Below are 14,154 nucleotides of genomic sequence, written 5' to 3' on the forward strand. Positions count from 1 at the left end.
GGCGACAGTCTGCATCCGTCGTGATGGATTGCCGCCTCTAGAGGTCATCATCGATAGAGGGGTTCTCCATGCGTAAGCTCGCCTGCCTGGTCTCGGCCCTCGCCCTGACCGCCGCCGTCCCCGCCCTGCTCGCGCCCGTCCCGGCGCTGGCCCAGACCGCTGCATCGGCCGAAGCGCCGCGCACCTACACCGCCGCCCAGTTCTTCGAGACCACCAGCTACAGCATGGCCAGCCCTGCCGGGGCGGCCTTCTCGCCGGACGGATCCTCGATCCTGATCTCCAGCGACCGCACGGGCGTGTTCAACGCCTGGGCCCTGCCCCTCAACGGCGGCGATCCCGTGCCGCTCACGGCCTCAACCGACGTGGCCACCTTCGCCGAGAGCTATTTTCCGAACGACGGCAGGGTGCTGCTGACCGCTGATTCCGGCGGCGGGGGCAGCGAGCTGACTCATGTCTATGTGCGCGAGGAGGACGGATCGGTCCGCGACCTGACGCCCGGCGACAATGTGAAGGCCGACCTGCTGGGCTGGAGCGCCGACGGGTCGACATTCTGGGTCACCTCCAACGCCCGCGACCCGCAGGTGTTCGACCTCTACGCCTATGACGCAGCCACCTACGAGAGCCGGCTGGTCTACGAGAACCCCGGCATGTTCATCTCGGCGATCTCGCGTGACGGGCGCTGGCTGGCCATGGACAAGCCCATCACCTCGGCCAATTCCGACGTCTATCTGGTGGACCTGCAGACCGGCGGCGAGCCGGTGCTCATCACCGAGCATGAGGGCAATGTCGCCCACGGGACCTACGACTTCACCCCGGACGGCGGCGCCCTGATCTACGCCACCAACGCGCACGGCGAGTTCAATCAGGCGTGGCGCCACGACCTGTCCACCGGCGAGAAGACGCCCTACCTCGCGGCCGACTGGGACGTGATGTACGTCGCCTTCTCGCCGTCCGGCCGCTACCGCGTGTCCGCCGTCAACGCCGACGCCTCCACCCAACTGACCCTGCTGGACACCACCACAAACCAGCCCGTGGCCCTCACCGGCGTGCCCGACGGCGACATCGGCCAGGTGCGCTTCAACGCCGACGAAAGCGCCATCGCCTTCACCGTCGCATCCGACACCTCGCCGTCGGACGTGTTCGTGGCGGATCTGGGAACGGGACAGGCGCGGCGCCTGACCACGGCCCTGAACCCGGCCATCGCCGAAAGCGATCTGGTGGAGGCTGTCATCGTCCGCTACCGCGCCTCGGACGGCGTTGAGGTTCCGGCGGTGCTGTATCGCCCCCGCGGCGCCTCGGCCGAAAATCCGGTCCCCGCGCTGGTGCTGGTGCACGGCGGGCCGGGCGGCCAGACCCGGCGCGGCTATTCGGCCATGGTCCAGCATCTGGTCAATCACGGCTATGCGGTGCTGGGCGCCAACAACCGGGGCTCGTCCGGCTACGGCAAGACCTTCTTCCACATGGACGACCGCGCCCATGGCGAGGCGGACCTTCAGGACATCGTCGACGGCGGCCAGTGGCTACGCGATCAGGACTGGGTGGCCGACGACCAGGTGGCGGTGATGGGCGGCTCCTATGGCGGCTACATCACCGCGGCGGCCCTGGCCTTCCACCCGGAAGCCTTCGAGGCGGGGGTCAACATCTTCGGCGTCACCAACTGGGTGCGCACGCTTGAGTCCATCCCGCCGTGGTGGGGCGCCCAGCGCGACGCCCTCTATGACGAGATGGGCGACCCGGCCACCGACGCCGAGCGCCACCGCCGCATCTCGCCGCTGTTCCACGCCTCCAACATCGTCCGGCCCATGCTGGTGGTGCAGGGCGCCAACGACCCGCGCGTGCTGCAGGTGGAGAGCGACGAACTGGTCGCCGCCATCCGCGCCAACGACGTGCCGGTGGAATACGTCCTGTTCCCCGACGAGGGCCACGGCTTCCTGCGCCGCGAGAACCGCATCACCGCACAGGAAGCCTACCTGGCCTTCCTGAATGCGCACGTGCGGGGGGACTAGCGTCGACCCGTGATCCTGGCTGACTGGCCGTTCCTCTGGTCAGTCCGCCAGGAATCCGGAAGCCAGGCATTTGAAGGCCTCGACGGCTTTTGGAAGGGTCTTCTGCGGCTCCTCGCTGGCCGCAACCCAAAGCGCCGAGTTCAACGCGGCCCCGTTCAACAACCGCGCTGCGGCCTCTATATCCACCGGCTTGAGCGCCCCCGCCCTCATCAGGTCGGTCACGGCGTCGCGCGTGGCTTCAAGGCAGGCGCTCTGGCTGGGCCATTGCGAGGGGTCGCCAAGAAAGGCTGGGCCATCCAGCAGGACGATGCGCTGGATCTCCGGATCGAGCGCCAGCTCGATATAGGCCGCCCCTTCCGCGAGCAGCGCCGCCCAGGCGCCGTCAGCCTGCCGGCCCGCCTCTCGAGCCGTCGCCGCCATCTCGCCGTCGACCTGCGCGACCACAGCCGCCAGCAGGCCCTTCTTGTCACCGAAATTGTGATAGAGCGCGCCGCGGGTCAGGCCCGCAGCCGCCGTCAGATCATCCATGGACGCGGCGGCGAACCCTTTCTCCGCAAAGGCCTGTCGCCCGGCCGCAATCAGTTTGGCGCGGGTTTCCTCCATCATGTCCGCTCGGGTCTTTTCGGCCATCACGCGCCTCGTGGATCAGGATCATCAACCGAGCCGGCTCATTGACATACGTTTCGTATGCGACCAACTGACATACGAAGCGTATGCCATGCCGCCCGCGCCCTGTGAAGCGCGGCGATCACCCGACAAAGGACCCGAACATGACCAGGCCAGAACCCGTCTATCCCGCCGAGCGCCACGCCCTCTATGACGCCCATGGCTATGCCGCCGCCATCCGCTCGGGGGATCTGCTTTTTGTCTCGGGCCAGGTGGGAAGCCGCGCGGATGGCAGCCCGGAACCCGACTACAAGGATCAGGTGCGGCAGGCGTTCGCCAACCTCAGGGCGACGCTTCAGGCGGGCGGCTGCACGCTGGAGGACATTGTCGACGTCACCACTTTTCACACCGATCCTGAGCGCCAGTTCGAGGCCTTCATGGCTGTGAAGACCGAGGTGTTTCCCCGGCCCCCCTATCCGAACTGGACCGCCGTGGGTGTGACCTGGCTCGCCGGATTTGATTTCGAGATCAAGGTCATCGCCCGCATTCCTGACGCCGCCTGAGCGAACCGGCGTCGGGCGCGCCCTTTCGCCTGCCGGACCGCTAGCTCGCGGACGGCAGGCGGATCTCCTCGACCATGGCCTGGACCTCGGCCGGCGGTGCGGGCGTAGCCAGGGTGACGACGATCGAGACGGCGAAGCTGATCAGCATGCCCACGGCGCCGAAGCCCTCGGGCGAGATGGACAGGAACCAGGCCTCGGGCGTGCCCACGGGCGCGCCGGGGAACAGGCCGAACAGGCCGGCCAGCCCGATCAGGACCAGCACGCCCGACGCCGCCGCGAAGGGGGTGAAGCGCCGTCCGCTGTCCTGGGACGCGCCCAGATGCAGCACGAAAACCGCCAAAGCCAGCACAAGGGCGGTGACGCCGATGACCATGGGCGAGAACCCGACCTTGAAGTGGATCAGATAGGCGCCGGTGATCGTCAGCCCCGAGATCATGCCCCAGATGGCGCCGTGCTTGTTCATGCGCTTCCAGAAGATGCCGAGGAAGATCGCCGGGAAGAAGCTGGCCGCCGCCAGGCCGAAGGCGAAGGCCACCACCGCCGCGACGAAGCCGGGCGGATAGATGCCCGCCAGAATGGCGATCAGCACCGCAACCACCGCCGCCAGCCGCGCCACCAGCAGTTCGCGCGCATCGCTCATGCCCTTGAACAGCACCTTCTTGCACAGGTCGTGGGACACCGCCGAGGAGATGACCATCAGCAGGCCCGCCGCCGTGGACAGGGCCGCCGCCAGACCGCCCGCCACCACCAGCCCGATGACCCAGGCAGGCAGGCCGCCGATCTCCGGATTGGCCAGCACGAAGATGTCCTGGTCCAGCCTGGTCACCTCATTGACCTCGGGGTCGGCGGCGTAGCGGATGCGGCCGTCGCCGTCCTTGTCGGTGAACTCCAGAAGCCCGGTGCGCTCCCAGTTGTAGAACCACTGGGGCGTGGCGCCCTCGCCCTGCTCCGCCGCCGTGGCCTCGCCCCGCCGCACGTCCACTGAGTACTCCGACTGGTGAACCGTATCGATGAAGTTGGTACGGGCGAACACGGCCACGGCCGGGGCAGTGGTGTAGAGAATGGCGATGAAGGCCAGGGCGTAGCCGGCTGACTTCCGCGCATCCGAGGCCTTGGGCACGGTGAAGAAGCGGATGATCACGTGGGGCAGACCCGCTGTTCCCACCATCAGGGCCAGGGTAATGGCGAACACGTCGATGCGCGCCTTGGTCCCTTCGGTGTAGGCGGAAAACCCGAGGTCCGTCAGGGTCCGGTCCAGACTGAGCAGAAGCGGCGTCCCGTCCTGGGCGTTGCCTACGAAACCCAGTTGCGGAATGGGCGAACCGGTGATCTGCAGCGACAGGAAGATGGCCGGCGCCATGAAGGCGAAGATCAGCACGCAGTACTGCGCCACCTGGGTGTAGGTGATGCCCTTCATGCCCCCCAGCACGGCGTAGAACATCACCACGATCGCGCCCACGATCACGCCGATCTCGATGGGCACATTCAGGAAGTTGGAGAAGGCGATGCCCACCCCGCGCATCTGGCCGGCGATGTAGGTGAAGGAGATGAACAGGGCGCAGATCACCGCCACGATCCGGGCGGTCTGGGAATAGTACCGGTCGCCGATGAAGTCCGGCACCGTGAACTTGCCGAACTTCCTCAGATACGGCGCCAGCAACAGCGCCAGCAGCACATAGCCGCCGGTCCAGCCCATCAGATAGACCGAGCCGTCATAGCCGGAGAAGGCGATGATTCCGGCCATGGACAGGAAGCTGGCCGCGCTCATCCAGTCGGCGGCGGTGGCCATGCCGTTGAACACCGGATGCACGTCGTGCCCGGCCACATAGAAATCGTTGGTGCTGGCGGCCCGGGCCCACACGGCGATGCCGATGTAGAGTCCGAAGGTGGTTATGACGAACAGGCCGGTCCAGAACAGGGTCGGCGACAGGCCGAAGATGGTGTCCATGTGCGCCCCTCAGTCCTGCTCTTCAGCGGCGTAGCGCCGCTCGATGCGGTCCATCACCGCCGCATAGACGAAGATCAGCACAACGAAGACATAGATCGATCCCTGCTGGGCAAACCAGAAGCCCAGCGGCGCCCCGCCGATGCTGAACTGATCCAGCCAGTCGCGGAACAGAATTCCAGCCCCGAACGACACCAGGAACCAGATTGCCAGCAGCGCCCCCATCAGGGTCAGGTTCTTCTTCCAGTAGGCCCTGTGCTCGGCCCGGCGGATCTCGACGCGGCTGGTGTCTGTCATGCATCGCCTCCCTGCATCTTGGGAGAGTGAAACGATGACGGCGCGGGGCGCAACAAATTTTGCCGGCCACGCGTCTGCGGGCCTGTGGCGGTGGCGCCGCGGATCCCGTATTTCAGCCGCCCCGGATCAAGCGTCACGTTTCCGTGGCCGACCTGTCGCGCGAGCTACATGAACGGCGATTACGGGTCTCGAACCATTTGGGGGAACTGTCATGTCGCGCACCACATCCTATCGCATCGGCCTCATGAGCGCCGCAGCCGCCTGCGCCCTGGCCGCCGGGGCCGCCCAGGCCCAGGAGGCCACCCAGGTCGACGAGATCATCGTCACGGCGCAGCTGCGCGCCCAGAACCCCATCGACGTCCCCTTCGCCCTGACCGCCTATGACGGCGACTTCCTGCGCGACCTGGGCGTCCAGGAATTCGAGGAAATGTCGGCCTTCGTGCCCGGCTTCCTGGTTCAGAACCAGTCGCCCAACAACCCCGGCTTCGTGATGCGGGGCATCACCTCGGACTCCGGCGCCGCGACGGCCGAGCCGCGCGTGTCGGTCTATCAGGACGGTGTGTCCATCTCGAAGTCGCGCGGCTCCTACGTTGAACTGTTCGACATCGAGCGCATGGAGATCGCCAAGGGTCCGCAGTCGACCCTGTACGGACGCGGCGCTCTCATCGGCGCGGTCAACATCGTCCAGCGCCGGGCCGAACCGGGCGTGTTCGACGCCGAGGCCCGGGTCGGCATGGGCGACCTGGGCTATCGCCTGGCCGAAGGCATGATCAACATGCCGCTGGGCGAGACCTCCGCCATCCGCTTCTCTACCCGCCTGAAGAGCCGCGACGGCTATGTGGAAAACCTGTCGGGTGGTGATGACTACAACAGCATCGACACCGAGGCCTTCCGCCTGTCGGCCGCGTTTGAACCCGCGTCGGGCTTCAGCATCGACGTCATCGCCAACTACCAGACCGATCGCGCTTCGGGCACGCCGTTCACCTCCATGGCCTACGCGCCCGCCAATCCGGTGACTGGCGCCCCGCTCGGCCCGATCGACCCGTGGGCGGGCGCGGCGCTGACGCCGGGCGCCGACTTCGACGGCGGACAGTCCCTCGGGCTGGACCGCGACGTGTGGGGCGTGACCGGCCTCCTGGCCTGGGAGCTGTCGCCCATGCTGACCCTGAACAGCATCACGGCCTACCGCGAGTTCGACTCCTACGAGACCTTCGACGCCGACGGCGTGTCCCTGCCCATCCTGACCGCGGCCGAGGAAGCCTACGGCGAGCAGTTCAGTCAGGAGCTGCGCCTGAACTTCGAGGCCGGGCCCCGCGTGACCGGCTTCTTCGGCGCCGGCTATTTCCATGAGGAAGGCTACCAACGCACCCCCACCCAGTTCGACGAACGCATGGCACTGGCCCAGCTTTCTGGTTTCCTGGACGGCGGACTTGGCGGCGGAACGCTGCCCGCCGCGGCCTATCCGGGCCTGTCCCAGCTGATCCTGAGCCAACTGCTGGCGCCGCTCGGCGCCGGTGGGCTCGCCCCGGCGATCGCCGCGAACCTGAAGCCGGCGCACATCGAGACGCCCACCAACGCTTCGGAGCTGACCTCCTGGGACGTGTTCGGCGACATGACCTTCCAGGCCACCGATCGACTGGAGCTGTCGGCCGGCCTTCGCTACACTACGGACGAGAAGACCACCGGCTACGCGGCCCAGGTGGACAATGGCCGCTCCACACTCGGCGGCATCCTGGGCGCCCAAGCGATCGCTACCCAGATCCAGCAGTTGGTCGCCATCGGCACCCCCGAGGCCCTGACGCAGGCGGCTGCCTTGAACGCCCAGTTGACCGGCCTGATCGGGGCCCTCGCCACGCCGGGCTTCGCCACCCTGCCCGGCCTGCCCCTGTTCGGCCTGACGTCCCAGCCGACCGCCAACAACGGCGACATGATCACCCAGGACCATGAGGACGACGGCTTTACCTGGCGCCTGACCGCCCGCTATGCGGTGTCGGACGACGTCAACGTCTACGCCAACTACGCCCGCGGCCGTCGCCCTGAGGTGCTGTCTGTCGGCCCCCCCTCGGCGCCCGGTGGCGCGCCGGCGTTCAACGTGATCGAGGCCGAGACGGTCGACAGCTTCGAAATCGGGGCCAAGATGGCGCTGATGGACCGGCGTCTGCGCCTGGACGGCGCGGTCTATTTCTACGACTATCAAAACTTCCAGACGACCGTGCAGGAAGGCACCCAGTTCATCACGACCAACGCCGGCGAAGCGGAATCCTATGGCTTTGAAGGCCAGGTGTTCTACGCCGCCTCGGACGCCCTGGACCTGTTCGCCACCTACGGCTTCAACCACTCGCGCTTCGGCAACGGCATCTATGAGGGCAACAGCTTCCGCCTGTCGCCGGACCACATGGCGTCGGTGGGCGCAGTGTGGCGGGTTCGGGCCGGCGCCGGCGCCTTCGAGATCCAGCCCACCTACACCTGGCAGTCCGAGGTCTTCTTCGACGATGACAACGACCTTCCGGCTTTGCAGGCGAACAACCTGGTCCCCGACCTGATCCAGGACGAGTTCCAGGACAGCTACGGCCTGCTCAGCCTGCGTCTGCGCTATGCGCCTGACAGCGCCAACTGGGGCGTCGAGCTGTTCGGCGACAATCTGCTGGACGAAGAGTTCATCAAGGATGCGGGCAACACCGGCGACGCCCTGGGCATGCCCACCTTCATCCCCGGCCGTCCCCGCACCTGGGGTATCAACCTGAGCCTGCGTTACTAGGGAGCCGCTGTCATGCGCATCGACCGTCGCCGCGTTCTGGGCCTGATCGGAGCGGGGGCCGCCGCCCCCGCCGCCTCCGCACAGGCCCGCCAGGCCGCTGCGGCGGTCGCGTTCCGCCATGGCGTCGCCTCTGGCGATCCGCTCAATGACCGGGTCATCCTGTGGACCCGGGTGAGCCCGGATCGCATCGACGCGGCGGTCTCGGTGGACTGGCGCATCCGGCCGCTGGACGCCGACACCGTGGTCGCCTCCGGCACGGTCGAGACCGGCCCGGAGCGCGACCACACGGTCAAGGTTGATGTGGGCGGTCTGCAACCCGGCGCCGACTACCGCTTCGACTTCGCGGTCGGCGACGTGCGCTCGCCCGAGGGCCGCACCCGCACCCTGCCCGCGGGCGGGACCGGGGACGTGGTGCTGGCCGTGGCCTCATGCCAGCTGCACCCCGGCGGCCTGTTCAACGCCTATGAGGCCATGGCCGGGCTGGAGCGCCTGGACGCGGTCGTGCACCTGGGCGACTACATCTATGAGTACGGCGCCGAGGCGGACGACTACGGCATGGTCACCGGCACGCCGCTGAACCGCATCCCCGAGCCGGCCCACGAGATCGTCAGCCTGGACGACTATCGCCGCCGTCACGCCCAGTACAAGACCGACGCCGACCTGCAGGCCGCCCACGCGCGCGCGCCGTTCATCTGCGTCTGGGACGACCACGAACTCGCCAACGACAGCTGGACCGAGGGCGCCCAGAACCATCAGCCCCGCGACGAGGGTGACTACGGCGTGCGCAAGGCTGCGGCCCTGCGCGCCTATTACGAATGGATGCCCATCCGCGAACCCCGCGACGGCCTGTCGATGGAGGCCATCAACCGCACCTTCCACTTCGGCGATCTGGCCACCCTGGTGATGGTCGAGACGCGGCTGACCGCCCGCGACGAGCCCATCGGCTACGCCACCCACCTGCCCATGACCACGGACGCGGCGGGCAATCCGATCCCCGACGTGGCCGGCTTCGAGGCCATCCGTCACGATCCCGCGCGCGAACTGATGGGCACCGACCAGATCGCCTGGCTGAAGGGCGAGCTGGAGGCGTCGCGTCTGGCGGGCCGTCCGTGGCAGATCATCGGCAATCAGGTGGTCATGGCCCGCGTGGCCGGGCCCAATATTGCCGATACGCTGCCGGCGGCCATGATCGAGGGCCTGCTGTCGCAACTTCCCGACGACATCCGGGCCCAGGTGCAACAGTCGATCCAGCTGTTCCGCTTCGGCCTGCCATTCAATCTGGACAGCTGGGACGGCTATCCCGCCGAGCGCGAGCGCCTGTACGCCGCCTTCGCCGAGGCGGGCGTTTCCCCGATCGTCCTGGCCGGCGACAGCCACGCCTTCTGGGTCAACGAGCTGAAGGATGCCGCCGGTGAGCGCCGCGCTGTCGAGTTCGGAACCAGCTCGATCTCGAGCCCGTCGGTGGGCGACGCGGTTCCCGGACTGCCGCTGGGAGCCGCCCTGGCGCAGACCAATGAGGAGGTTGTGTTCTGCGACCAGTCCTCCAAGGGCTTCGTGCTGCTGACCCTGACACGGGATCAGGCCACCGCCGAGCTGAAGGCGGTGTCCACCATCCTGGCCAAGCCCTTCGAGGTCCGCGACGCCGCGCGCTTCACCGTGGCGCGCGGCCCGGCCGGCGCCGGCGAGCTGACCCAGGGCTAGAGCGTATCAGCACCCTGACGCGGGTCTTGAGGACCCCGGCATCGAGCAGGGCCGGGCGCTTCACGGTCCGCCGCTGCCTGATGTGACGCGGTCCTCCCCTGGCAAAACCGCCGGTTCCTTCGTGTTCGAGCGTTCGACAAACGCTTGCCTAGATGATTACGGCTGTGTCATGTAAACGATTACACGCTGAACGCCGGACCGCCGCCAAGGCCGCCGGGGCGGTTCGGACGTGGCCAGGGAGACAGCACCAGGATGACGGCGAAAGCCCTCGCATCAGAGCCTGAGGCGCGGTCATGAAGGCCGCGACCATCAAGGACGTGGCCGCACGCGCGGGCGTTTCCGTGGCCTCGGTCTCGCGCGTGCTCAACGGCCAGGGCGTGGTCGCCGAGGAGACCCGCGCCCGCGTCAGGGAGGCGGTCGAGGCCCTGTCCTATGTGCCCCATTCCGGCGCCCGCAGTCTCATCACCCGCAGAACCGACACCGTGGGCGTCATCCTGCCCGACCTGTTCGGCGAGTTCTTCTCGGAACTGATCCGCGGCATGGATCGGGCGGCGCGCGAGAAGCGCCTGCACCTGATCGTGTCCAGCTCCCATGACGACGCCGACGAGGCGTCCTTCGCCATCAAGTCCATGCGTGGCCGCGTCGACGGGCTGATCATCCTGTCACCCCATCTGGACGCCGCGGCGCTGGCCGCCAGCATGCCCAGATCCCTGCCAGTCCTGCTGATGAACGGCGGCGCGCGCGATATCGGCCGGCCGTCCATCACCGTGGACAACCACGGCGGGGCGGAGGCCATGACCCGTCACCTGCTGGATCAGGGCCGCCGCCGCGTGGCGCATGTGGCTGGACCCGGGGGCAATCTGGAAGCCGAGGCGCGGCGCGCCGGGTATATGGCCGCCATGGCGGAGGCCGGAATCGACCCGGTGGTGCTGGACGGCGACTTCAACCAGGCATCGGGCTATCGGGCCGGGGCCGCCATCGCGGCCATGGACATTCGTCCCGACGCCGTGTTCGCAGGCAACGACATGATGGCGGTGGGCGTTCTACTGGCATTGCAGGAAGCAGGCCTGCGCTGTCCCGAGGATGTTGCTGTCGGCGGCTTCGACGACGTGCCCATCGCGTCGCTGGTCCGGCCTGCCCTGAGCACCATGAGAATCGACATCGCCGAGACGGGCCGCCGCGCGCTGGAGCGCCTGGTGGGCCTGATCGACGCCGCGGGGGACGCCTCCCCCGACCACGAGATCGTGCGGCCCCGACTGGTCGCGCGCGAATCCAGTAGCAGCAACAGCGGGATAAGCGGGTCCAAATCTGCGCTCGCTCAGGGAGGTTAAGACCATGATCCGGAACACCAGACGTCACCGAAGCCTGATGGGCGCATCGGCCGCCGCCATCGCGACCTCGCTGCTCCTCGCGGGAGGCGCCATGGCGCAGACCTCGACCGCCACCGTGCGCGGCGCCGTGTCCGAGCCGGGAGCGACGATCACCGCCACGGACGTCAACACCGGCTTCGTCACACGCGCAACCGCGGGCTCAGACGGGAACTACGCCCTGTCCGGACTGCGGCCGGGCACCTATCGCTTCGACGTCACAGGTCCCAGCGGCGCCACGACGAGCCAGACATCGACCCTGCAGGTGGGCCAGCAGGCCTACATCCCGTTCGAACTCGCCGGCGACGCGGCGGACGCGACGACGGTCGAGGGCCTGGTCGTCACCCTGTCGCGGCTGCCGGAAGTGCGCACGTCCGAAGTCGCCACCAATGTCACCTCGCAGCAGATCAGCACCCTGCCGCAGAACAATCGCAACTTCCTGAATTTCGCCGCCCTTGCCCCCGGTGTGCGGCTGAACACCGACGAGTTCCGTCGGGATTTCTCGGCCGGCGGCAACGCCTCGACCGACGGCCTGAGCTCCAGCCAGGTCAACGTCTTCGTCGATGGCGTCAGCCTGAAGTCCAACGTCAATCCAGGCGGCGTGATCGGCCAGGATTCCAGCCGCGGCAATCCATTCAGCCAGCTGGCGGTGCAGGAATTCCGCGTCGCCACCTCGAACTTCAAGGCGGAGTACGAACAGGCGGGCACGGCGGTCATCACCGCCATTACCCGCTCGGGCGGCAATGAGTTCACCGGCGAGGTCTTCGGGTTCTACCAGGACGACTCCATGGTCGAGCCGGACTTCTTCCAGCGCCGGGACGGTTTGGACACGCCGGAACTGAGCCGCGAGCAGTATGGTGTCTCGCTGGGCGGGCCGATCATTCAGGACCGTCTGAACTTCTTTGCGGCCTGGGAGGTCAACGACCAGGTCCGCTCCAGTCAGGTGACCGCCGGCGGCACGCCCGAGCAGCAGGCGCTCCTCCCGTTCGACGTGGCTGACTACGAAGGCGCCTTCGCCAGCCCGTTCCGGCAGGACATCTATTTCGGCAAGCTGACGTGGCGGCCGTCAGACAACCAGACCCTGGAGCTGTCGGTCAGCCATCGCGACGAGGAAGACCTGCGCGGCTTCGGCGGCGCGACCTCGGTGGAGGCGGGCGAACTGGTCAACAACACCGTGACCAGCGTCAAGGCCCAGTGGGACTATGACGCCGCCAACTTCCTGAACGAAGCCAGCGTCGACTACCGCGAGAGCAGCTTCAATCCCACGATCGTCAATCCCGACCAGGTGGGGCTGGACTACGCCGGCGTCATCCGCATCGGCGGGCGCAGCACGGCTCAGGAGGTCGAGGAGCGCAATCTCACCTTCCGCAATAACGTGACCTTCCAGCCGCTCGACTGGCGCGGCTCACACCTGTTCAAGATTGGCGGGAAGATTTCGTTCAACGAGTACAGCGTGTTTAGCGGACAGAACACCAATCCCACCTTCTTTTTCCAGAATGATCCGGATCAGAATCTCAATTTCAGCTTTCCCGCGGAAGCGCTCTACGGCGTCGGACAGCCTACGGTAACTGCAGAGAACGTTCAGATCGGGCTGTTTATCCAGGACGACTGGGAGATCAACGAGCACCTGACCCTGAATCTGGGCGTGCGCTGGGACGTGGAGACCAACGCCAACAACAAGGACTACGTCACCCCCGACGACGCGGTGGCCGCGCTGCGCTTTCTGGAAGAAGAGTTGCGTGATCAACCCGGTAACCGCTTCTTCGCCGACGACTACATCTCCACCGGCGACAACCGCGATCCGTTCATGGGCGCCATCGCCCCGCGCTTCGGATTCTCCTACGATGTGTTCGCCGACCAGCGGACGGTAGTCTTCGGCGGCTTTGGCCGCTTCTACGACCGCACCCTGTTCCGCAACGCGGCGGAGGAAAGCCTTTTCCGCCAGTTCACCAACCGCACCTTCCGCTTCTCGGCAGACGGCGCGGACCGCAACGGCCAGCCCACCATCGAATGGGATCCCAGCTACCTGAGCCGCGAGGGGCTGGACGGGCTCATCGCCTCGGGCGAAGCGCCGAACGGAGAGCTGCGCATCGTGCGCAACGACACGGAGCCGCCGTTCACCGATCAGTTCAGCATCGGCCTGCGCCAGCGCTTGGGCGAATGGCAGACCTCCATCTCGGTGGTGCACCAGGTCGGCAAGAACGAGATCGCCTACTTCCCCGCGAACCGCACCACCGAGCGCAACGCCTCAGGCTTCTACGACAATATCGTGGTGCCGGGCTTCGGCACTGTGGTCGCGTCCAACAACGAGCGTGAGACGCGATACACGGCGCTGTATCTGACGGCGGACAAACCCTACACCGCCGATTCGGGATGGGGCGTCAGCTTCGCGTACACGGGCGTGGATTCGGAGCAGCGGGGCTATCTGTTCAACTTCGACTTCCCCGATGTGGCGGCCCAGCCGTTCTATCCGAACGCCGCCGACGTGGATCACCAGATCGTCGCATCCGGCATCGTCGACCTCCCCTGGGCATTCCAGCTGTCTACCCTGATCACCCTCAGCTCCGGCACGCCCTTCAGCGTCACCGACGCGTCCAACGGCTTCGGCGAGAACCTTGTCATCGGCAACTTCGGACGCCCGGTGCGCGAGCAGTTTCTGCTGCCTGACGCCTTCGCCTTCCGCCAGATGGACCTGCGCCTGAGCCGCGAGTTCGAAGTGTTCGGGGGGCACCAGCTGCAGCTGATCGGCGAGGTCTTCAACGTCTTCGATTTCGACAACTTCGGTTGCTACGATGGCTTCATTCCGCCGGAAGGCAATCCGAACTTCGGCAATCCGGGCTGCGTGTCCGGTCCGCCGCGCAGCTTCCAGGTGGGCATGCGCTACCGTTGGTGATGATTTTCTCCTGAGCCT

At 67.1% G+C, this 14,154-nt stretch carries 9 protein-coding genes; 6 read left to right on the top strand and 3 right to left on the bottom strand.

Annotated features, from left to right (window positions below):
• The first annotated feature begins 68 nt into the window (after positions 1-68).
• Entirely contained in the window at positions 69-2,006 is a 1,938-nt protein-coding gene (locus ACK4SE_RS03665) for a S9 family peptidase (protein WP_409688892.1), read from the top strand.
• Between the two features lie 39 nt (positions 2,007-2,045).
• On the opposite strand, the gene ACK4SE_RS03670 is transcribed toward ACK4SE_RS03665, so the two are convergent.
• Positions 2,046-2,636, bottom strand: coding sequence for a TetR/AcrR family transcriptional regulator (locus ACK4SE_RS03670; protein WP_409688893.1), 591 nt, complete (start codon positions 2,634-2,636; stop codon positions 2,046-2,048).
• Positions 2,637-2,776: 140 nt separating this feature from the next.
• Between ACK4SE_RS03670 and ACK4SE_RS03675 the strand changes: the two genes are divergently transcribed.
• Positions 2,777-3,175, top strand: coding sequence for a RidA family protein (locus ACK4SE_RS03675; RefSeq protein WP_409688895.1), 399 nt, complete (start codon positions 2,777-2,779; stop codon positions 3,173-3,175).
• Positions 3,176-3,215: 40 nt separating this feature from the next.
• On the opposite strand, the gene ACK4SE_RS03680 is transcribed toward ACK4SE_RS03675, so the two are convergent.
• Both ACK4SE_RS03680 and ACK4SE_RS03685 read right to left on the bottom strand, forming a co-directional pair.
• The gene (locus ACK4SE_RS03680; protein WP_409688897.1) at positions 3,216-5,123 is read right to left on the bottom strand and encodes a sodium:solute symporter family protein; all 1,908 of its coding nucleotides are present in this window, start codon (positions 5,121-5,123) and stop codon (positions 3,216-3,218) included.
• 9 nt (positions 5,124-5,132) lie between these two features.
• A complete protein-coding gene (locus ACK4SE_RS03685; protein WP_409688899.1) occupies positions 5,133-5,417 on the bottom strand; it encodes a DUF4212 domain-containing protein in 285 nt (94 codons plus the stop codon).
• Positions 5,418-5,628: 211 nt separating this feature from the next.
• Here ACK4SE_RS03685 and ACK4SE_RS03690 point away from each other — a divergent pair, with 211 nt between their 5' ends.
• From ACK4SE_RS03690 to ACK4SE_RS03705, 4 genes are all read left to right on the top strand, one after another.
• Positions 5,629-8,175, top strand: coding sequence for a TonB-dependent receptor (locus tag ACK4SE_RS03690; protein WP_409688901.1), 2,547 nt, complete (start codon positions 5,629-5,631; stop codon positions 8,173-8,175).
• A 12-nt stretch (positions 8,176-8,187) separates the two neighbouring features.
• Complete coding sequence (locus ACK4SE_RS03695) at positions 8,188-9,876, top strand: alkaline phosphatase D family protein (RefSeq protein WP_409688902.1); 1,689 nt, start codon at positions 8,188-8,190, stop codon at positions 9,874-9,876.
• Between the two features lie 293 nt (positions 9,877-10,169).
• Entirely contained in the window at positions 10,170-11,207 is a 1,038-nt protein-coding gene (locus ACK4SE_RS03700; RefSeq protein ID WP_409688904.1) for a LacI family DNA-binding transcriptional regulator, read from the top strand.
• Positions 11,208-11,211: 4 nt separating this feature from the next.
• Entirely contained in the window at positions 11,212-14,136 is a 2,925-nt protein-coding gene (locus tag ACK4SE_RS03705; protein ID WP_409688906.1) for a carboxypeptidase regulatory-like domain-containing protein, read from the top strand.
• Positions 14,137-14,154 lie beyond the last annotated feature (18 nt).

This window comes from Brevundimonas sp., assembly GCF_046293315.1.
Taxonomy (GTDB): Bacteria; Pseudomonadota; Alphaproteobacteria; order Caulobacterales; family Caulobacteraceae; genus Brevundimonas.

Coding starts and splice junctions, on each gene's coding strand:
- ACK4SE_RS03685 (WP_409688899.1), bottom strand. CDS start 5,417: ATGACAGACACCAGCCGCGTCGAGATCCGCCGGGCCGAGCACAGGGCC.
- ACK4SE_RS03690 (WP_409688901.1), top strand. CDS start 5,629: ATGTCGCGCACCACATCCTATCGCATCGGCCTCATGAGCGCCGCAGCC.
- ACK4SE_RS03665 (WP_409688892.1), top strand. CDS start 69: ATGCGTAAGCTCGCCTGCCTGGTCTCGGCCCTCGCCCTGACCGCCGCC.
- ACK4SE_RS03670 (WP_409688893.1), bottom strand. CDS start 2,636: ATGGCCGAAAAGACCCGAGCGGACATGATGGAGGAAACCCGCGCCAAA.
- ACK4SE_RS03680 (WP_409688897.1), bottom strand. CDS start 5,123: ATGGACACCATCTTCGGCCTGTCGCCGACCCTGTTCTGGACCGGCCTG.
- ACK4SE_RS03675 (WP_409688895.1), top strand. CDS start 2,777: ATGACCAGGCCAGAACCCGTCTATCCCGCCGAGCGCCACGCCCTCTAT.
- ACK4SE_RS03695 (WP_409688902.1), top strand. CDS start 8,188: ATGCGCATCGACCGTCGCCGCGTTCTGGGCCTGATCGGAGCGGGGGCC.
- ACK4SE_RS03700 (WP_409688904.1), top strand. CDS start 10,170: ATGAAGGCCGCGACCATCAAGGACGTGGCCGCACGCGCGGGCGTTTCC.
- ACK4SE_RS03705 (WP_409688906.1), top strand. CDS start 11,212: ATGATCCGGAACACCAGACGTCACCGAAGCCTGATGGGCGCATCGGCC.